At 36.8% G+C, this 19,097-nt stretch carries 15 protein-coding genes; 8 read left to right on the top strand and 7 right to left on the bottom strand.

Annotated elements, in window-relative coordinates; all coding sequences use genetic code 11:
* Positions 1-56 precede the first annotated feature (56 nt).
* From BM143_RS17625 to BM143_RS17640, 4 genes are all read left to right on the top strand, one after another.
* Positions 57-1,931, top strand: coding sequence for a zinc metalloprotease (locus tag BM143_RS17625; RefSeq protein ID WP_090025959.1), 1,875 nt, complete (start codon positions 57-59; stop codon positions 1,929-1,931).
* A 147-nt stretch (positions 1,932-2,078) separates the two neighbouring features.
* Positions 2,079-2,999: a helix-turn-helix transcriptional regulator gene (locus BM143_RS17630; protein WP_090025961.1), complete on the top strand. Its 921-nt coding sequence runs from the start codon at positions 2,079-2,081 to the stop codon at positions 2,997-2,999.
* Between the two features lie 55 nt (positions 3,000-3,054).
* Positions 3,055-3,681 (top strand): energy transducer TonB, encoded by a 627-nt coding sequence (locus BM143_RS17635; RefSeq protein ID WP_228430879.1) that lies wholly within the window; start codon positions 3,055-3,057, stop codon positions 3,679-3,681.
* A complete protein-coding gene (locus tag BM143_RS17640) occupies positions 3,682-4,113 on the top strand; it encodes a nucleoside deaminase (RefSeq protein ID WP_090025963.1) in 432 nt (143 codons plus the stop codon). It abuts the gene before it with no gap.
* Between the two features lie 267 nt (positions 4,114-4,380).
* Here BM143_RS17640 and BM143_RS17645 read toward each other — a convergent pair whose 3' ends face one another.
* Complete coding sequence (locus BM143_RS17645) at positions 4,381-5,532, bottom strand: hypothetical protein (protein ID WP_090025965.1); 1,152 nt, start codon at positions 5,530-5,532, stop codon at positions 4,381-4,383.
* Positions 5,522-6,100 carry a hypothetical protein gene (locus BM143_RS17650; RefSeq protein ID WP_139222066.1) on the bottom strand — a complete coding sequence of 193 codons (579 nt, stop codon included), beginning with the start codon at positions 6,098-6,100 and terminating at the stop codon, positions 5,522-5,524. The genes BM143_RS17645 and BM143_RS17650 overlap by 11 nt, the downstream gene beginning before the upstream one ends.
* A 407-nt stretch (positions 6,101-6,507) precedes the next feature.
* Here BM143_RS17650 and BM143_RS17655 point away from each other — a divergent pair, with 407 nt between their 5' ends.
* Together BM143_RS17655 and BM143_RS17660 are read left to right on the top strand one after the other, a co-directional pair.
* Entirely contained in the window at positions 6,508-8,763 is a 2,256-nt protein-coding gene (locus tag BM143_RS17655; RefSeq protein ID WP_090025969.1) for a TonB-dependent receptor, read from the top strand.
* A 10-nt stretch (positions 8,764-8,773) separates the two neighbouring features.
* Positions 8,774-9,565: a DUF4249 family protein gene (locus tag BM143_RS17660; RefSeq protein WP_167375311.1), complete on the top strand. Its 792-nt coding sequence runs from the start codon at positions 8,774-8,776 to the stop codon at positions 9,563-9,565.
* Positions 9,566-9,644: 79 nt separating this feature from the next.
* Here BM143_RS17660 and BM143_RS17665 read toward each other — a convergent pair whose 3' ends face one another.
* Positions 9,645-10,184, bottom strand: coding sequence for a GNAT family N-acetyltransferase (locus tag BM143_RS17665; RefSeq protein WP_090025973.1), 540 nt, complete (start codon positions 10,182-10,184; stop codon positions 9,645-9,647).
* A gap of 59 nt (positions 10,185-10,243) precedes the next feature.
* On the bottom strand, positions 10,244-11,011 hold the full coding sequence (locus BM143_RS17670; protein ID WP_090025975.1) for a type III pantothenate kinase: 768 nt from the start codon (positions 11,009-11,011) through the stop codon (positions 10,244-10,246).
* A 229-nt stretch (positions 11,012-11,240) separates the two neighbouring features.
* On the opposite strand from BM143_RS17670, the gene BM143_RS17675 reads away from it, so the two are divergent.
* Positions 11,241-11,843 carry a hypothetical protein gene (locus tag BM143_RS17675; RefSeq protein ID WP_090025977.1) on the top strand — a complete coding sequence of 201 codons (603 nt, stop codon included), beginning with the start codon at positions 11,241-11,243 and terminating at the stop codon, positions 11,841-11,843.
* A gap of 310 nt (positions 11,844-12,153) precedes the next feature.
* Here the strand turns inward: BM143_RS17675 and BM143_RS17680 are convergent, their stop codons facing one another.
* The 3 genes from BM143_RS17680 to BM143_RS17690 all read right to left on the bottom strand — a co-directional run bounded on the left by BM143_RS17680 (position 12,154) and on the right by BM143_RS17690 (position 16,549).
* A complete protein-coding gene (locus BM143_RS17680; protein ID WP_090025979.1) occupies positions 12,154-13,995 on the bottom strand; it encodes a M1 family metallopeptidase in 1,842 nt (613 codons plus the stop codon).
* 171 nt (positions 13,996-14,166) lie between these two features.
* The gene (locus BM143_RS17685) at positions 14,167-14,637 is read right to left on the bottom strand and encodes a DinB family protein (RefSeq protein ID WP_090025981.1); all 471 of its coding nucleotides are present in this window, start codon (positions 14,635-14,637) and stop codon (positions 14,167-14,169) included.
* Positions 14,638-14,857: 220 nt separating this feature from the next.
* Complete coding sequence (locus BM143_RS17690; protein ID WP_090025983.1) at positions 14,858-16,549, bottom strand: DUF6909 family protein; 1,692 nt, start codon at positions 16,547-16,549, stop codon at positions 14,858-14,860.
* A gap of 291 nt (positions 16,550-16,840) precedes the next feature.
* Between BM143_RS17690 and BM143_RS17695 the strand changes: the two genes are divergently transcribed.
* Positions 16,841-19,036, top strand: coding sequence for a glutamine synthetase III family protein (locus BM143_RS17695; protein WP_034724140.1), 2,196 nt, complete (start codon positions 16,841-16,843; stop codon positions 19,034-19,036).
* Positions 19,037-19,097: the final 61 nt, after the last annotated feature.

Below are 19,097 nucleotides of genomic sequence, written 5' to 3' on the forward strand. Positions count from 1 at the left end.
GAACGGCGGCGGAATTCCCGCCGTCGTTTTTTAACCCAAATCCAAAAACTTTTAAAATGAAAAATATAGATATAAGGTATCCGGCTGATATTGGTGTTTCTGATATTGATGTTTATAGAACAGGAGAAAAATCACTTTCTGCAACCTCTCCAAAATTATTAATGTTCTTTAGATCTGAAGAGCAAGCTATCGGCCTTCCTAAAGAAGATAAAAATTCCAACCGTACCCTAACTTATTTAGCCAATACCATAAAAGACATCATAGAAGACAAAAAATATGACCAGTCATTTGGGTTTGATATCTTCAGAGAAAATCTGCTTGGTAATAATAGCAAAATTTACAAAATAAATGAAGATTCCAATGGAGATTATATTTTAAATGGAGGTACGTATTCTGAATCAGATACAGGCTTTACTCTGGAAAAATCCTATGATAAAACTTCATCTACTTTGGTGCTAGTTGATGGGAACAAAACCTACCATATTGATGATGATTTTAAATTAAAAAGAGGAAACAGCCCTTTAAGAGACTCCGCATATTATGCTCCAAATATTCTTATCAAACCGGGAAAGGAAGTTATTATTTTTGTAAAATATTTTGATACGGACAACTCATCTACACTTGCGCAGAACATTTCATTTAAATTATCAGATTCTAAAGGGATTGAATATATTACTCCAAACATCACTGTCAATAAAAATGAGCAAGTTGCCCAATTTAAAATTAAAACAAAAGCAAATGAAACAGTGGATGCAAAATCAAGTATTATAGCTTCGGTTAAAGATGCTTCAGACAAAGACATCGAAGTTGGGAGGCTTACCATATTGCCTAACAAACTTTATGAACCTAAATTAATTTTTGTGGACGTATTTTATAAAAAAAATACATTATCTACTACCAGCAACTATGTTGGTTTAGCTTCTAGCCTTAACAATAAAGGCTTTAATCAGGCTTCTGTAAATTTTGTTCTGGGAAAAAACCAAATTATTAATGTATCGGATACTGATTTTCCATTAAAAGATCCTACAAATATTTTGGGCCCATATTTACAGCAAAACTCCGGAACAAAAAATTATGAAACTACACAAGGTGATTCTTTGGGAAAAGCCTTAAAAATTATAGCTTCAAAATTTCTTGAAAAAATGTCTAAAGAAATTCTTCAGGAAATAGAAAAAAGTTTACAAACCTTTGACATCAATGACGGAACAGCAACCAGAAAATTAATCCAGCCCGGTAAAACCTTACAAGACTGGTTTATTCAGTATTCTCAATCACCCAATGGTAGTACAGCAGCTACAAAATGGTATGATAGGTTAGTTGAAAACCTATACAGTTATATTGATCATATCCGTTTGGGCATCTATCCCATGTTTATGTGCAACAATATTGTTGCTACAAAAGATGATTTGGCAACGGGATTTAACAGAGATAAGGGGTTAATAATTCCTTCAAATGCTCTTTCGGACATCATGACTTTAGTTCATGAGTTAGGTCACAATTTTGGACTCAGACATACTTTTGACAAGCCCAATCACGAGAAAGGGGATATAAAAATAAAACCAATGCAAACACTTGAGAATATTATGGATTATCTCTCGGATAATGCATCTCCCCGTGCCAATCACAGCAAAAATTTTATTACTTATCAAATTGACACAATAAGAAGAAACTCGGAAAGACTTAAATACAATGTAGATGATTTAAAATATGTGATCGAAAAAGAAACTGTTGCAGATCCTCCGCAAATAGTTATTAAAGACTTTTCCAATAATAAAAATTTAGAGATTTTTTCAAAAAATATTTGCCGTTATTTATTTGATTCATACCTGGGTATTTATAATCTTCAGGATGAAACTAAATTATTGTCCTACAGAGAAAAAATTCTATTACAAATCGTTGATGTTCTTAAGACGTATTTCAAAAATTTATAATAGTACTATTATTTCCAAGAGGGGAAGAATTAAAAATCTTTCCATAAAAAATAAAACACGACACGTTTTGTCGCATTAAGCCTATATATTTGTCTTATAAAATTTTACCATGAAACGCAGCCTGGCTGCCGCATAAATAATAGACGAATGAAAAAAGATTTTTATCTGACAAGATATGCCTTAATTATCAAAAGATTAGAAAGTTCTCCGGCTACTTATTCCCAGCTGGAGGACTATCTTCTCAACTCTTTCGAATTTCAGGATGCAGGGATCAAGAGCTACTCAATCCGTACATTGCAGAGGGATATTCGTGAGATTTCCGATCTTTTTAATCTTTCCATTCACAATAAAAAGAAAGGCGATAACCGCTATTATATTGAAAGCCGCCCTATCATGGAAGTGGATGAATACAACCAGAAATTACTGGAATCTTTCCAGGTAAGCAATGCCCTGAATCTTCATCCGGATTTTTCAGACTTTATCTTTTTCGAAAGCAGAAAACCCACTGGAATCGAGCACTTCTATGATCTTTTCTTCGCCATCCGTAATAAAAGAGTAGTAAGCTTTGAACATTACAACTACAAAAATAAAATAATGACTTCCCGGAAAGTTCATCCTCTGGCTTTAAAAGAATCCAAGGACAGATGGTACCTGATCGCCATTGATACCAAAGACAAGGTCCTGAAATCATTTGGCTTGGACAGAGTTAATTATCTGGATGTGAGCGACAATAAATTCCGCGAAAAGTATAATTACAATTTCAGAGAACATTTCAAAAATGCTTTTGGCGTGATGAATCTGGCAGAGCAAAACCCTGAGAAAATCGTCATGAAATGCAGCAGACATCAGGGAGAATACATCAGAAGTTTTCCTCTTCACCAGTCTCAGAAAGAAACTAAAGAAACTCCGGAAGAAATCTATTTTGAGTTCTTCCTTCACCCTACTTATGATTTTATGCAGGAAATCCTTTCCTATGGAAAAGAAGTCACCGTTCTGGAACCTAAAGGTTTAGTTGATGACATCCGCACCCATCTTCAGGAGTCTCTGAACCGTTATTTTGAAAGCTGATACACAAGGATTAAAACCTCATTTATTTTGATTATATTTACATAAATATACTCTTTTGAAAGCTTTATTTCTCTATCTGTTTTGCCTTATTTCTTCATTTTGCTTTTCACAGCAGAAAGAAGAATTCCGGAATGTAAAAAACTTTTACAACCAACACCGGAGTATGCTGAATACAGAGTTTAAAAAGAAATTTGATCTGGAACCGGACTCTTTCCGGAAAGCCAATATAAAGCTTGATTTTGTTCTTTTCATGAAAAAGATGGACAGCATTGAGAATGTTGCGATGATTGGAGCTCTGCTAAAAGTAAGAAACCTTGAAGATCTGCAATCATTGAAAAATCCAAAAGACATATCAGAAAACAACACCGGGAAACCTGCCGTTTTTGAGAAGCCAGCTGATTATCCGGGTGGTTTTAATACGCTGAGACAGGAAGTGGCTCATCTTTTTTACACACCAGCTGTTTACACCGAAGCCAAAACCGTAAAAACAGATGTGGCTTTTATTGTGGAAAAAGACGGCAGCATCAGCAATGTCCACGCAAAAGGAGATAATTTCACATTTAACCGACAGGCTGAGATTGCATTGTATTCTGTTTCGGAAAAATTTTCTCCGGCGATTATCAATGGAGATCCGGTAAGACACAGCCTCAGACTTCCTTTAACATTAACGATTGAAGATTAAATGTTTACCGACGAATATTACATGAAAATGGCTCTGCAGGAAGCAGAAGCCGCTTTAGAAAAAGATGAGGTTCCTATCGGATGTATCGTAGTTTCCAATAACCGCATCATTGCAAGAGCCCACAATCTTACCGAAACCCTGAACGACGTGACCGCCCACGCAGAAATGCAGGCCATCACCTCAGCGGCCAACTTTCTTGGGGGCAAATACCTGATCAACTGTACACTTTATGTAACAATGGAACCCTGTGTGATGTGCTCAGGAGCACTTTCATGGTCGCAGATTTCCAAAGTGGTGATCGGTGCAAGAGATGAACAAAGAGGATTCATCAACAAACATCTTTCTCTGCACCCAAAAACAGAAATCGTAACCGGCATCATGGAACATGAATGTTCTACCATCGTCAAGGAATTTTTCAAAAGCAAAAGATAGGTACGGATTCCGGGATTCGAGATACGGGTTTGTGAGTTATGGGAAGTGATGAGTTATAAATTATGAGTGATGAGTTATGTAATGCGTGTATTGGAATGGGATACCTTCCCCATTTCACTTGCGAAGCAAAATTTACCATTGACAATCTGATATCTGATATCTGATATCTGAAATCTGATGTCTTCAAAAACCTTCACTATTCACTTGCGAAGCAAAATTCACCATTGACAATCTTAAATCTGATGTCTGATGTCTGATGTCTGAAATCTATTCCGCCTCTTCTATCGTCGTGTGGAAAAGAGGTTGTAAAGCATTCATCTTTCTCCAGTTCAATGCTTTGGCCTTTATCATGTACTTTCCAAAATCGAGTGTGAGAAGACTGTCCTTTTTATCATAGACATAATCCACCTTTGACTTTCTGTTTTTGTAATCTTCAAGAATAAGCTGATTCTTTGAGCCCTGCAGATAATGAAAATCCACCCTCTTTTCATTTTTGTCCATTAAGATAAGGTAATTGTTCCGGTGAAAGAAAACGTATTGAATGTCCGAATAGGCATCTAAATTTTTAAAAGCACCATGAAGGAAAGGTCTATCTTCTGTGTCGTCATTAAAATTCCCGGCATTAATAAACGGAAATAGGATTATCGCCATTGAAATTCCCACAAAAGCAGTTTTAAAAAAGATCCAGACAGGCTGGAACTTTGGATTGATTTCTCTTTTTTCTTCCGGTTTGACTTCTTGTTTTAAAATAAAAAACCGATACAGCGGAACCCAGTTATCTTTTAATGCAAAAACAGCCATAAAAAGCAGGATCAGAGAAAAGAATTTAACCGAGATATCAAATCCGACATTGATAAGAAAAATATGAATCAGGATGCCAATGGAAACCAATAATCCGGGCACACGTGTTTTACGGAAAAGAATCAGGAGTGCAGCCAGAAGCTCCAAAATTCCGGCAGATACGGAATACAACCGGGAAGTTCCCATCGTGCTCCAAAATAGAATATCTTTATCCAGATCCCCAAAGCGGGAGTACAAAATATTAGGTTCAGGAAGGTAGAACTGGGCTTTAAAAACTTTATCAAAACCGTATTTCATCAGAACGACAGCCAAATATAAAACAATGACTTCTTTAGACAAATCAAGAATTCTCTGGTGGTGTTTCTTTTTGATCAATATTGCAGCTAAAGCCGATACAACCATAAGAATCATGACCAATGCAAACATAGAACTGCTGTCCGAAGAAAAATCTATTCTTGATTGATTGATCTTAAAAATATATTCAACGATCCACTCCGAGAGGTCACCCCATAGAAGCAATGACCATCTTTGCTGAAAATCACCAAGAAAAGTTAATGGAAAGAAAAACAGAAACAGTAGAAAAAAGATTCCTGTTCCAGGCAGAAGTCTACTTCTCATTTTTCTTTTTATTTTTTTTCCAGCTGTAAAATCCTGAAGCTCCGGAAAACATCAGGATGCCTAAAAGAAGACCTCTAGGGATTTTTTCTGACTTTTCTTTTTTCGGTTTAGCTTCTTTTACAGGTTTGACTTCTTTATAGGATTTATTTTGTTGATCATATTCTACAAAGACAACGCTATCCATATCATTGACGAAGTAATAATCTTTCTTCAAAACATTTTTTACACTGTCTATATTTTTCTTTGAGAAAAGGGCATGATTTCGTACTACTTCCCTTCCAGGCTCCCATACTCTTTTAGTCCCGTCCGGAACAATTTTTCGCGCAGAACTGGTCACCAAAACACTTTCTTCATCGTTAAGAATGATCACGGAATCCAGCCTGGCATCACTTACGTATCTTTTCGGGACTATACCAAGATTTGAAGCATTGGCATCAAAAAGATCTTCAGACACGGCTGTATTGAAATCTGCCGAATGACCGCTGTGGCTTTTGAAAGCGATCAGTTTGGTTTGTGAAAAAAGAAAAGTGCTGATGCTTACAGCAAAGAACGCGTAGATTGTTTTCATGGACGTATTTGCAGATTTGATAGCGTATTCCATGAAAAGTTAAATCATCAGGTAAGTCTGAGGTATTTTTTTTCAATATTCTTAATTTTCAAAATACCTAGTCAGCGATATTATGTTTAAGGAAAATGTAAAACTTCATCCAAAAACAACATCTAATAATCTAAATATACACCAAATACACAGATTTAATGAATGTTTCACCAAAAAATTTATATCGCACAACGGTCATTATGATTTATTTTTTATCATACCAAAAATGAATCAATCCTCAACGAACACCAATTAATTTAATTTCATTTAAAAAATTCACTTTTTAAGGCACACCGAGCGCAAACTATATGCTATTGTTTGACTAAAAATACATTTACATTTACATTTTTCGTTGAAAAACACAATAATAAACACAAATGATGAAAATAACTACTATTGCAATCTTTTTATCAGCTTTCTGCTACGCTCAGAAAAATTATTCTATCAATGGGGTTGTAAAAGATCAGGATACCGGAGAACCCATTTCGGGTGCTCTTATCACCATCAAAGAAAAGCCCGAAATTTCTATAGAAACAAATGAATACGGGTTCTATGCGTTATCATTACCGGAAAGCGACTATACCCTTGAAGTGAATCATAACAGACATAAAATTGAAGTCAAAAGTATCCATCTCGATTCTGCAAAAAAAATGAATTGGGCGCTTCAAAAAGAAGAATATAAAATCGATGAAATTCAATTAAAAAATATAAAAAAATACAGGGCTTTTTCTACCCAATCGAAAGTAGGTGCTGAGATGCTGGATATTCAGGGAATTTCTAAGCTTCCTGTTTTATTGGGAGAAAGAGATGTGATTAAGACTCTTCAATTTTTACCTGGAATCAGTTCACAGGAAGGAAGTTCGGGATTCAGTGTGCGTGGAGGAAATTTAGACCAGAATCTTATCTTGCTAGATGAGGCGCCTGTCTTTAATAATTCACATTTAGCCGGATTTTTCAGTACTTTTAATAGTGATGCCCTGAGAAGCGTTACCCTTTATAAAGGAAATATTCCTTCACAATACGGAGGAAGGCTATCTTCTGTTGTTGATGTAAAAATGAAAGAAGGAAACAACCAAAAATTTGGAGTTGCGGGAGGAATTGGTTTGATTAGCAGCAGGCTCAGCGTTGATGGTCCTATTCAAAAAGGTAAATCCTCTTTCATCATTTCAGCAAGACGTACCTATGCTGATATTTTCCTGAACTCCAGCGGTGAAAACAGCGGCAAAAAAGATAAACTGTATTTCTATGATTTAAATGCCAAACTTAATTATCAGGTTAATAAAAACAACAGTGTTCACCTTTCCAGTTATTTCGGAAGAGATATAATGTCTTTTGATAAATTTAAAAACAATTGGGGGAATCTGATTGCCACTTTAAGATGGAACAGCATTATCAACAGTAATTTATTTTCAAATACATCGGTTACCTACAGTAATTATGATTATAAAATAAGTGCCTTTGATTTGAATGGCAATGTTCTGGAAATAAATCCTAACGTCAGAAACTGGGGATTAAAACAGGACTTTTCACATTATTTGGGTATAAAGCACACATTTCATTATGGATTACAGGCTTCCTACTATGACTTTTTCACGAGAAAGCTTCCGCCATCATTTTCATCCGATTTCCTAAAAAGAGAAAGAACAATGTGGGAAAATGCAGTATACATCAATGATGACTATCAAATTTCAGAAAAACTCTTTATGAATTATGGCTTCAGGCTATCCATGCTTAATCCGGGAAAAGGAAATAATAACAAGGGAGAAACCACTAAAAGCACTGTCAACTTTGAGCCCCGTGTAATGGCAAATTATGAATTTAATAAAAACAATACCGTAAGGGCCGGATATACAAGACTTACCCAGAGTGTACAGACTTTAAGCAACGGAGGTTATGGTCAGATGGTTAATAATGATGTTTGGCTGAACCTGAATAAACCTTTAACGATGGATCAGGTAAATCTTTCTTACACTAAGAAATTCGATAAAGGCTACGAAATAACGGGTGACGTATTTTATAAAAAAATGGCAAATCTGGTTGATTATAAAGATGATGCAGGAGTTGACATATCAGATAACGTTAAAAACAATCTTTTGTTTAACGGGATCGGAAGAGCTTACGGATTTGAGCTTTTAGCAAAAAAAACAAAAGGCAGACTTACAGGCTGGATATCATACACATTATCTAAAACAGAAAGAAAGATTGAAGGCATTAATAAAGGCAACTGGTACAATGCCAACTCGGATAAAACCCATAACCTTTCGGTGGTAGCGAGCTATGAGCTTAGCCCAAGTATTACCTTTTCAGGAGCTTTTGTATACAGTACCGGAAATGCGGTAACCTTTCCGGTTGGAAAGTATGAAATCGATGGACAAACCATGTTCCAGTATGGCAAAAGAAACAGCAACCGGATGCCGGCTTATCATAGGCTCGATCTCAATGCAACCTATGAGCGCAAGACAACAAAGCGCTTTAAAAGCTCATGGTCTGTAGGAGTTTACAATGCTTATGGGAGAAAGAACCCTTACGCCATTAATTTTTTGCAGGATGAAAATAATCCGGATAAAATCAAAGGGGTACAAACCTCCTTATTTTCTGTTGTTCCCAACATTAGTTACAATTTCAAATTTTAAAAAGACAAAGATGAAAAATATAAAAATCTTTATTGTGGCTTCATTAGCATGGTGTATGTTGAGCTGTGGAGAAGATACCGTTGTAGACATTCCTACCCATGATGAAAGTGGTAAAATTGTTATAGAAGGCAATGCAACAGATGACGGAAATCCGTGTAATGTGCGTATCACAAAATCTATAAAAATTTCAGACACCAAGAGCAAATATATTTCTATTGCCAATGCCGTTGTAGTTATTCGTGATAATAAAGGTAACTCTGAAACACTGAGATATATTGATGGCCTATATAAAACTGTAAATTTTCAAACTTTAAATGGTAATATTTATACGCTAACCGTTAACGTAGACGGCCAAACATACAACGCTACAAGCCGGATGCCTGAATATGTAGAATTAGATGATGTGATTCAGACCACCTACTTCAATGGTTTGGGTAATGTTATTGGTGTTGTCCCTATATTCACAGATCCGGAAACTTCCGGAAACCGCTATCTGTTTAAAACTTACGTAAATAATCATAAGGCTGAAATTACGGTTTTAGATGACAATGGGGAAAATGGATCCGTAAACACAATCCCCGTTTCTACCAAGCCTGATCCTGTTAAAAATGATAAGGTGGTGATCGAAATGCAGTCCATTGATTCACCTGTTTACGATTATTTCAAGGCTTTATCTAACGTAAGTGTTCAAAGTGGAGGTGGTATTGTAACTCCGTCTAATCCCCCATCCAATTTCGATAATGGAGCCTTAGGCTATTTCTCCGCCCACACTACTGTGACAGAAACTATTATCATAAAATAAATATAGCTCTAATTGGTATTTTCGATCAAAAACAACTGATAACCAAGTGTTTCCATACTTCATTTAGTCCGGACTCAGATTATTTATTTTTAAAGACAGAATACATCATCACATCAAAGTATTCTCCGTCTTTTTTAAGATGCTGTTTCAGCAGTGCTTCTTCTTCCATTCCTGCTTTTTCCATGATTCTTCCGGAAGCAGGATTGTGAAGGAAATAGGTCGCATAGATTTTATTAACTTCAAGCGTACGGAATCCAAAATCAATCAGGGCAATGGCTGCTTCTGTGATGTATCCTTTGTTCCAGAACGGTTTTCCCATCCAGTATCCCAGTTCAGCTTTATCATCATCTCTGTCGTGAAGACCGATAGCGCCTATAATTTGTCCTTCTTTGTCACGGACTGCAAAAGTATATCCTGTATTGTTTTCAAAGGCTTCCCTGGAAATTTTCAGCCAGAATTCTGCATGTTCCAGCATATAAGGATACGGAATATTAGACGTAAGATCTGAGAAAATTTTCTCCTGAAGGTATACTTTCACCAGAGGAATATCCTCCTCTTTCAACTCTGAAAGGATTAGCCTTTCTGTTTCTATGACCGGAAATTCTTCTAATTTTCTCATAACCTATTTTTTATGCACTATAACTGTATCAACAAAGCCTGCTTACGTCAGCCTTAACCTTATGACTGCTGCAAATCTTTTCCTAAGAAATAAAGACCTTTCAGCGTGTGCAGTCTATCCATCACATGAATTTTTTCTGTCAATGGCTTATATACATGGGAAACTCCACCCGTAGCGACTACAAAACAGTCATCATTCACCTCATCGTTGATACGGTCTATAAAACCTTCTACCATTCCGAGGAATCCATAAACCATCCCGCTTTGCATACAAGTTACCGTGTCTAATCCAAGGACTGTTTTAGGCTTTTTAAGCTCAATATCAGGAAGCTGTGCCGTCTGGCTGATCAGAGAGTTCAAAGAAGTTACGATTCCCGGTGCGATGATCACACCTAATGTTTCTCCGGTTTCCGTAACACAACTTGCGGTAAGAGCCGTTCCAAAATCAATAACGATCTTCTTACGGTTGGGATACAGATTGTGGGCGGCCACAAGGTTGGCATAAATGTCCGTCCCCATCTGTTTGGATTTCGCCTGAACCCCGGAAGGTGTGGATCTGTCAACGATCACCGGTGAAATTTTATGGATCTTTTTAATGGCCGAACTGATCACTTTGGTAAGCTGAGGGACCACAGACCCGATAATGACTTTACTGATCTCTTCCGGTTCTATTTTGTAAGTCTGATACAGCATCAGCATCTGTACATACAGCTCATCTACCGTTCTGTACGGCTTGGTATTGATCACCCATGAAATATCACAGTTGTCTCCATTGAAAAGTCCGAATCTGATATTGCTGTTCCCTACGTTGATTACGATTGAATTCATTTGATTTTTTAAGCTAGTCTGGGTTAAAAAACAGGTGTAAAAATAAGGCTTTATCCTCAAAAATAAGCAATATCGGTGTTATTTAGATGAATTCCTGAATCTCTTTTGATGACAGGAATACGTTATGTGAATATTTTATTTCCATTCTATAAAATTTGAACCTGAGATTTAGAAAATTGAAAACAATTAATTACCTTTAAAACTCAAAATATTTTAAATCTCATCTTCCATGAAAAAACTGATCTTCTTATTTTTCTTTTGTATCGGCCTGAATACTTTTGCGCAGAGTGCATCTCAGGTAAACAGCGTATTTCAGAAAATAAAAGAAGGGGCAAAAATTGATAAGAATGACCGGGCTGTCTATGATCTTCTGGATGAATTTTACAACAAGAACCTTCAGTCCGAAAAAGATGAAATGACACCGGAAACCGTGGAGAGAATTGAAAAACTGGCTTCAAACCCAGACACCAAAAACCTTCATATCCTTATGCTTTTCCTGATGTATCAGCAACACATCAGCCGTACAGCAATGGTTGGAAAACCATCTGATACAGAATTCCAGATCGAAGCAATGACTCTGCTGGAAAAGGAAACAAAGGATGTATATGGCAAAGTACCCGCAATCATTTACATCTATAAAGCCGAAGCACTGGACGGAGGCGGAAAGAAAAATGAAGCCAAAGCAACCGTTGATCAGGGATTAAAAGAATATCCTGATTCTGTTCCTTTAAAAGTATACAGCTACCTGAATACAAAAGATGCAGCCCTAAAAAATGATCTTGTAAAAAATCATTCCAATCACTGGATGGTGCAGCAGTTTGAGATAAAATAGAGAGATAGATTTCCAGATATGAGATGTCAGATCGTCAATGGTGAATTTTGCTTCGCAAGTGAATCGTGAATCTTTTGAAGATATGAGGTTTCAGACATCAGATTTCAGACCTGAAAACGTAGAAGATTTCAATACAAATAAAAATCCCGCGGAAAAATTCTGCGGGATTGTTTTTTTATTAGACTAAAATTAAAAAATGCCAATGGTGAATTTTGCTTCGCAAGTGAGTGGTGAAAGTTCTCCCACTCCAATACCCGCATTACATAACTCATAACTTGCTAAAACACTTCTACTCTCAGCCCCGGACATCTTATTGTTTCACTTCAACAATATTATCATCCATATTAACATCTGCCAATCTCTGGCTGAAATCTATTCCTAAAACAGATAATTGAGATTTTGTATAAGGAATCGTCAATGTATATTCTTTTTGTGTCCATGGCCAGTAAGGCATCGTCTTAAAGTCGCCATAGATATCTTTATCCTTCCATGTATGGGTCATATTTAAAGGAATCTGATACGTAACTACTTTTTTATCTGTTGTCAGTACACTTAAATCCACGGGCATTGGAACCTGACCGTTATTGACAAGAGTAATTGTAGTCGATTTTGCATCGTATTTCACATCTTTAATCCCGTAATCAATGGTTTTTGTCGTATTGATCCAATAGTTATGAAACCACTTCAGATCCATTCCTGATACTTTTTGTGCTATATGAAGGAAATCCCTGTCAGACGGATGTTTCATATGCCATTGGTCGTAGTATTGCTTTAAAGTTTCTGCAAGTTTCTGCTCACCTATGATATAGCCCAGTTCTACAAGATATAACTCCCCTTTTACGTAAGAAGCATAAGTGTAAGCCGTTCCGTTATCGTGGTGATCGCCCAACCATACGGCAGGCTCTTCAATTCCTTTTTTAATAAAATTCCTGTAAGCTTCCACAGTGTGTACAAAAGGATTCGGAAGTTCTTCCGGGAATAACTGATGCATCACATATCCTTCTGCATAGCTTGTAAACCCTTCATCCATCCATGGACGTACGGATTCATTGGTGGCCAGCATCTGCTGATACCATGAGTGTGCGCCTTCGTGAGCCATCAAGCCCATTAAGCCTTTCATATCTTTAGCTTCTCCCAGGATCATGGTACACATTCCGTATTCCATACCACCGTCACCACCCTGGATAAAGGCATAAGTAGGGTATACATATTTTCCGAAGTGAGTATTCATCAGCTGGAAATATTTGGTCACATAAGGCTGAGCTTCTTCCCAAACTTTTGTCTTGTCATTCTGCTGATACACAAGGAATACTTTCGGTCCTTCAGGAACATCAAAACTTTTAATGATATAATCTCTGTCTGCGCTCCATGCAAAGTCCAGGATATTATTGGCTTTCCATTTCCAGACTGCTTTTTTGCTTTTATCTGCTTTAATTTTTGCAGCGGCATCATATCCTTTTACGTCTGCCGGATTTTCAAGAATTCCTCCTGCTCCGATCACGTAATCTTTATTGATTTTAATGGTAACATCAAAATCCGAGAACGGTGCATGAAACTCCCTTCCGATATAATCAAAAGTTGCCCAGCCGTCATAATCGTATTCTGCAATTTTAGGATACCATTGCGTCATCGTCATATCCACTCCTTCTCTGTTGTTTCTTCCGCTTCTTCTGATCTGCTGAGGGATTACAGCATCCCAATCCATGGTAAAAGTCGTGGTAGAATTGGGTTGGATAGGCTCTGCCAAATATACCTTCATGATGGTTTCCTGGATTTCAAACTTCAGCTCTTTTCCGTTTTGTTTAATCCAGTGAATATTTTGAGCCCCTTCCTGATCTTTCGGAATAGAAGCCAGTCTCGAAATACCATCTTTCTGCAACCTGGAGTCTCCGTTTTTTCCCTGACCTCCAATTCTCTGGTCCATCATTGAATTAGGCTTAAAAGCATTCCAGTACAGATGAAAATATACCACATTCAACGCATCCGGTGAGTTATTGGTATATTCTAAGGTTTGATTTCCCTGGTAGGTAAATTTTTCAGCATTAACATCAATATCCATCTTATACTTCGCAGCCTGCTGATAATAAGCCCCCTGCTGAGCCTGAAATTGTGAAATGATAAACGCAAAAATGATTGCAGCCGATTTTCTCATTTAAAATTTATTTTTTTTTAAAGGTAGGTAATTTATGTAAAACCCTCAAATACGGAGGTATTTTAGGGCTTTTTGATCTGTTATGGATTAGATGAGGTTTTATTCTGATGGTTAAGTTTGATTGTGCATATTTTTTAAAACACAAATTGTACAAATTATTTGTGTTTAAAATTATGGATGAGTCAACATCTTCTTTATTAAAGTGATCTGCCCCAAATGATAATAGCTATGCTCAATCATACCCTCTATATTTCTTCTGTAGGTTCCGTATTTTTCATCTACGAAAACCTCATCCAGTTTATCGTCAGGAATTTGCTCAACCAATGAGGCAAACTTTTCTGAATCCGTCCAAAGCCTGTTCAACAAATCTTTCCACTGTTCTTCAGATTCAATGGGCGGAAGATCAAAACTGAACTGATCCTTTATTTCAAGATCACCTCCTTCCAGTACATTGAGAACTCCCGCTATATAATAATGAATATGAAAGGTGAGCATGGCAATGGTATTTAAAGAACCTACCTTGGTGACAGCTTGTTCCCTGGTTACATCTGAAAGCTGGTCTTTAAAATTCGTATTGGCAATCCACACGCCGTCCAGCAAGACTTCCCTGAATCTTTTTGCTAATTGTGAAGCTGAGCTCATTGTTTGACATTTTATGATTCTTAAAGATAATTATTTTTTTAAGCTTTCGCGAACGGTGCAGATCGTCAGATTTTTAACCACAAATAACACTAATAAAAGCACAATTTTAAACACTAATCAATTCGTGGTATTCGTGAAAAACATTCGTGGCATTTGTGTTTAAAAACAAAAAACCTCAAATGCAAAAACATCTGAGGTTTCAATATGATTTAAAATCAAATTATTTTTTAGCAGAAATTTCCTTTTTCCCGCTTTGTAAGATCTTTTCAAGGATTCTTAAAGTAATCAGATAGGTTGGTTTTACGCCTGTAAGACCAAGGCCTCCTGAAGAAAGGGTACTTCCCGTTTCCAATGGATTATCCGAAGCATAATAAGCATAACATACAAACAGATCCGGTGCAATATGATGTCTGATCTTCGAAGCTACCTGAATGGCTTTCTGATAATGCGCCCCTTCCATTTCAAGACCGATGGCTTTCCATGAAGTGTTCATAAAGTAAGAAAGAATGTCTCTGTTCTGAAGCGATGTTCCCAATACGGTAATCATCGGACCTTCAAACGCCTTCAGCTCATCATCTTTGAAATCATCCAGTTTCAGGGCATTCTCAAATGGATAGTTATCTGCTGTTCCTTCAAAGATATGAGAAGTAGGAATCATGATATCTCCTTTCCCTCCATCCAGAATTCCGGCTTTACCCATGATGGAAACAGATTTCACTTTCATCATATACACCTCTCCTTTGTGTTCGAAAGGTCTCAGCAACTCATCCATTACCTCAAAAGCCTGCTCTCCGAAAGCATAGTCGAACACCATGATCACATCGTCTCCGCCATATTTTATACCGCTGAATGGGGTATTTTTAAGATCTGTCTTGCTTAAATCGATGATCTGAACGTCAATATTACTTCCGCTCTTATCATTAATATAGATCAAACCTTCTTCCAAAGCGTATTTTGAAACTTTGTCGCGAAGTTCTTTTTTATCGGAAATATCTCCGTATAGCTTATAATCTACTTCTTTGTTGTCTTTTTTCTTTAAAGCATCATTTCCATACAGCATATTTTTCACAGAGTGCATGTTGGCTGAAATGATGTGAAGCGGACGCATATGAAGATTGTTTTCAAATAAAACTTCTTTCACTTTGTTGGCCCATTTTTCACCGAAATAGTGGTGCCCTACTCTTTCCTTTAATATCGCACTGAAATGAATTTCTCTTTCTCTGGTCTGTTTTGCATCTTCAAGACTTACTTTTCCTAAGTTGTAGATGATTTTGAATAAACGATCCGGATTTTCATCATCCCCGAAAGAATTATAAGCGTTCAATGTCTCTTCAAACGTTCTTCCGATTAAAGAAGACAAATGAATCAAAGCCACTTCTTTTTCTTTTCTGCTGAATTTCTTTTCCCCTTTTACTACTTCTTCGATGATTTTAAAAGCACGTGTAGGTTTCCAGTTTTCATCCTGAATGAAAGCCAGATTTCTCACTTTGTCTGCTTCTATAAATAAGAAGGTAAGGTGGGTAAGAATATCATAAATTTCAGAACGCCCCAAAAGAACTTCAATGTTCATCTGGTGCTCGTCTATCCTGTAACAGTTTCTTCTTCTCTTTTTAGGTACAATAGGTTCGAAACTTCCTTTATCAAAACCCTCATCCGATGTAAGATGAATAAAAGCACATTCTTCAATTCCTTCAGGAAGTCTGTCTAAAACGTACATCAAACCATTTAATTCCAATTTATTAGGAATATTCATGGTACCATAAATCTCTGGATTGATAGTCTTTAACAAACTTCTGATACTTTCTCCAGAAACACCGGCAGGTTTAAAAAAACCTCTGTAAAAGAGGTGTCTCATAGAAATATACAATCTTTCAATTGCTTCCGTTGTTTCTCTAGCTCTAGAATTTGTCATAAAATAAATTTCACACAAATATACAAAATCTCGGCTCAACTTATTTTAAGTATCTTTTAACAAGCAGTTTAAATTTGTATCTTTATCATTCTAAAATGTTTGATCTAAAATGTATTGATGAGGCTTCTATAAAGGATAAATTTAGAATACATTATTCCCGCACCCCCATAATAAAAAGTTAAACCACAGTTTATATTTTAAAAATTTCAGAAGTACCCCTATATTTTTTAGGGTAAAAACATTTTGAATTCATTTTTTTTGTAAATTTGCCCCACAAAATACAACCTTAATATGTCAACTTTAAGATTCAAAGCGTTAGAAACTTTACCATTTAAGGACTTCAGAAGAGATAATTCTGTTGAGGTTCCCGGAAAATTGTCAGAATTATTCTGCCAGAATGTTTTCTCAGAAGAGACGATGAGAGAATACCTGACAAAGGAAGCATTCCAGTCTATCATGGATGCTATTAAAAAAGGAACAAAGATCCAGAGACACATTGCAGACCAGGTAGCCGTAGCTATGAAAGACTGGGCAATGAGCAAAGGAGCAACTCACTACACGCACTGGTTTCAGCCATTGACAGGAACTACTGCAGAAAAGCACGATTCTTTCTTTACGCCTATTGAAGGAGGAAGAGCTATCGAAAGATTCAGCGGAAACCTACTGATCCAGCAGGAGCCTGATGCTTCTTCTTTCCCGAACGGAGGAATCAGAAACACTTTCGAAGCAAGAGGTTATACCGCATGGGATCCAACTTCTCCTGCATTCATCATGGGAACTACTTTATGTATTCCTTCTATCTTTATCTCTTACACAGGAGAAACTTTAGATTATAAAGCACCTCTTTTAAGAGCGTTGAATGCTGTGGATGAAGCTGCAACCAACGTAATGCAGTATTTTGACAAAAACGTAACAAAAGTAACTCCTACCTTAGGTTGGGAGCAGGAATATTTCTTAGTTGACTCCGCATTATACCAATCGCGTCCGGATCTTGTTTTAACAGGTAAGACTTTATTAGGTCACTCTCCTGCTAAAGGACAGCAGCTGGATGACCACTATTTCGGTTCTATCCCGACAAGGGTCATGAACTTCATGAAAGAGTTGGAGATCGAATGTATGAAGCTGGGAATTCCTGTAACAACAAGACATAACGAGGTGGCTCCAAACCAATTCGAGCTGGCTCCAATGTTTGAAGAAGTAAACGTTGCCGTAGACCACAACTCTCTGTTGATGGACATCATGGCAAGAATTGCTCACAAGCACCATTTCCATATTTTATTCCATGAAAAACCATTTGCAGGAGTAAACGGAAGCGGGAAGCACAACAACTGGTCTTTAGCAACGGATACAGGTGAAAACCTTTTAAGCCCGGGAAAAAACCCTAAGAAAAACTTACAGTTCTTAACATTCTTCGTTAATACCATCAAAGCAGTTTACGAATACGCTGACCTTTTAAGAGCAAGTATCGCTTCTGCAAGTAACGACCACAGATTAGGTGCCAACGAAGCTCCGCCGGCAATTATTTCCGTATTCATCGGAAGCCAGTTGTTCAGAGTATTGGAAGAACTGGAAAAAGTAACAGAAGGAAAACTTTCTCCGGACGAAAAAACAGATCTTAAATTAAATGTAGTTGGAAAAATCCCTGAAATTCTTCTGGATAACACAGATAGAAACAGAACTTCTCCATTTGCATTTACAGGAAATAAATTCGAGATCAGAGCAGTAGGATCTTCTGCAAACTGTGCAGAATCTATGACGGTAATGAACACCATCGCTGCAAAACAATTGATCGATTTCAAAAAAGAAGTTGATGCTCTTATTGAAACAGGTCTTAAGAAAGACGAAGCGATCTTCAACGTATTGAGAGAATACATCAAGCAGTGCAAGAGCATTATGTTTGAAGGTGACGGATATTCTGATGACTGGGCTAAAGAAGCTAAAAAGAGAGGTTTGAATAACTTAAAAACCACTCCTGAAGCGCTTAAGCAGGAAATGGATAAAAAATTCGTTGCTCTTTACGAAGAAATCGGAGTATTTACTCACAGAGAAGTTGAGGCAAGAAACGAAATTAAATTAGAAAAATATTCTACTGTTATTGATATTGAAGCAAGAGTTTTAAGTGATATCGCAAGAAACCACATCATTCCTTCAGCTTTAAATTATCAGAACAGACTGATCGAGAACGTAAAAGGTCTTAAGGAAATATTCCCGGACAAAGAATTCAAAACACTGGCGAAAGAGCAAATGAGCTTAATCACCAATATCTCTGAAAACGTTTCCAAAATTAAACTGGGCGTTGAAGATCTTATTAAAGCAAGAGAAGCAGCGAAGGCTGTATCTAATAGTCAAAAGCAGGCAGAAACATACTGCACCAAAGTAATTCCTTTATTTGATGTGATCAGAGAAGCTTCTGATGATCTTGAAATGATGGTGGATGACGAGCTTTGGCCAATGACTAAATATAGAGAAATGTTATTTACAAAATAACATCTGTAAAGTTCCATATTAGTTAAGTTCCCCGGTTTTTCCGGGGAATTTTTTTGATCTA

Origin of the sequence: Chryseobacterium oleae (genome assembly GCF_900115055.1) — a bacterium.
Classification (GTDB): Bacteria; Bacteroidota; Bacteroidia; order Flavobacteriales; family Weeksellaceae; genus Chryseobacterium; species Chryseobacterium oleae.

Coding starts and splice junctions, on each gene's coding strand:
- BM143_RS17625 (WP_090025959.1), top strand. CDS start 57: ATGAAAAATATAGATATAAGGTATCCGGCTGATATTGGTGTTTCTGAT.
- BM143_RS17630 (WP_090025961.1), top strand. CDS start 2,079: ATGAAAAAAGATTTTTATCTGACAAGATATGCCTTAATTATCAAAAGA.
- BM143_RS17640 (WP_090025963.1), top strand. CDS start 3,682: ATGTTTACCGACGAATATTACATGAAAATGGCTCTGCAGGAAGCAGAA.
- BM143_RS17645 (WP_090025965.1), bottom strand. CDS start 5,532: ATGAGAAGTAGACTTCTGCCTGGAACAGGAATCTTTTTTCTACTGTTT.
- BM143_RS17650 (WP_139222066.1), bottom strand. CDS start 6,100: ATGAAAACAATCTACGCGTTCTTTGCTGTAAGCATCAGCACTTTTCTT.
- BM143_RS17655 (WP_090025969.1), top strand. CDS start 6,508: ATGATGAAAATAACTACTATTGCAATCTTTTTATCAGCTTTCTGCTAC.
- BM143_RS17660 (WP_167375311.1), top strand. CDS start 8,774: ATGAAAAATATAAAAATCTTTATTGTGGCTTCATTAGCATGGTGTATG.
- BM143_RS17665 (WP_090025973.1), bottom strand. CDS start 10,184: ATGAGAAAATTAGAAGAATTTCCGGTCATAGAAACAGAAAGGCTAATC.
- BM143_RS17670 (WP_090025975.1), bottom strand. CDS start 11,011: ATGAATTCAATCGTAATCAACGTAGGGAACAGCAATATCAGATTCGGA.
- BM143_RS17675 (WP_090025977.1), top strand. CDS start 11,241: ATGAAAAAACTGATCTTCTTATTTTTCTTTTGTATCGGCCTGAATACT.
- BM143_RS17680 (WP_090025979.1), bottom strand. CDS start 13,995: ATGAGAAAATCGGCTGCAATCATTTTTGCGTTTATCATTTCACAATTT.
- BM143_RS17685 (WP_090025981.1), bottom strand. CDS start 14,637: ATGAGCTCAGCTTCACAATTAGCAAAAAGATTCAGGGAAGTCTTGCTG.
- BM143_RS17690 (WP_090025983.1), bottom strand. CDS start 16,549: ATGACAAATTCTAGAGCTAGAGAAACAACGGAAGCAATTGAAAGATTG.
- BM143_RS17695 (WP_034724140.1), top strand. CDS start 16,841: ATGTCAACTTTAAGATTCAAAGCGTTAGAAACTTTACCATTTAAGGAC.